Source organism: Mycobacterium sp. OTB74 (assembly GCF_029892685.1).
In the GTDB taxonomy this organism is placed as follows: domain Bacteria; phylum Actinomycetota; class Actinomycetes; order Mycobacteriales; family Mycobacteriaceae; genus Mycobacterium.
The window spans coordinates 1-1138 of record NZ_JARXVD010000062.1; the positions used below are offsets into that span (position 1 = coordinate 1).

General features: G+C 61.2%; 1 protein-coding gene. It reads right to left on the reverse strand.

Features of this window, described 5'->3' with window-relative positions; genetic code table 11:
* Positions 1 to 1092, reverse strand: coding sequence for an IS630 family transposase (locus M2432_RS27920; protein WP_280830096.1), 1092 nt, complete (start codon positions 1090 to 1092; stop codon positions 1 to 3).
* Positions 1093 to 1138 lie beyond the last annotated feature (46 nt).

The following is a 1138-nucleotide window of genomic DNA, read 5'->3' on the forward strand; positions in this document are numbered from 1 at the left end:
CTAGTGTCCTGAGTCGTTAATTCGTCTGCAATAGTTGGCGATGGATTCGAGGATTTGGTTGGCGGTTTTGGTCCACACGTAGGGGCGGGGATTGTCGTTCCAGGTGTTGATCCAGGCGCGGATGTCGGCGTTGAGCTGCCGCACTGAAGTGTGGGTGCCGCGGCGCAGTTTCTTGGTGGTCAGTTCGGCGAACCAGCGTTCGACGAGATTGAGCCAGGATGAGCTGGTTGGGGTGAAGTGCAGGACAAACCGTGGATGGTTGAGCAGCCAACGCTTGACGGCGGGCGTCTTGTGGGTCGAGGCGTTGTCGAGCACGACATGACAATCCAGGTCCGCGGGAACGTTCGCGTCGATCTTTTTCAGGAACGCCAAGAACTCCTGGGATCGGTGCCGGGCATGGAGTGATCCGATGACCTGCCCTGAAGCCAGATCCAGTGCGGCATAAAGGCTTGAGGTTCCGTGGCGGACGTAATCGTGGCTGGCTCGGGCCGGCGTGCCGGGCAGCATCGGGAACACCGGCTGGGTCCGGTTGAGGGCCTGGATCTGGGTCTTTTCGTCCACACAGAGCACCACCGCTCGCTCGGGTGGATCCAGGTACAGGCCGACCACGTCGCGGACTTTCTCCACGAACAGCGGATCTTTGGACAGCTTCCATGAATCCTGCTTGTGCGGAGCCAATCCGAACGCCCGCCAGACCCGCGAGACCATCGACTGTGACAGGCCCAGATGATCGGCCATCGACCGCGTCGACCAGTGCGTGGCATCTGGTGGTGTTGTTTCCAGGGTGGCGGTGATCAACTCTTTGATCTGCTCGTCACCGACGACCCGGGGTCGGCCAGGACGTGGCTCATCCAGTAACCCGTCGCAGCGGTGTTCGGCAAACCTGTTGCGCCACTTGCGAACTGTTGACCGATCAAGCTCCAGTCGATCAGCGACCTCGACATTGGTGCCACCGTCGGCGGCGGCCAGCACGATCCGCGCCCGCAACGCCAGTCCCGCAGCACTGGTCCGGCGACGTGTCCATCCTTCCAACTCCCAGCGCTCGTCGTCGGTCAACACAATCGGAACTGCCGCAGGACCACGAGTCGCCATGGCCCACCATAACAAACGAGACCGAATTAACGACTCAGGACACTAG

Excerpts from the sequence above, each read along its gene's own strand:
- M2432_RS27920 (WP_280830096.1), bottom strand. The coding sequence starts at position 1,092 with ATGGCGACTCGTGGTCCTGCGGCAGTTCCGATTGTGTTGACCGACGAC.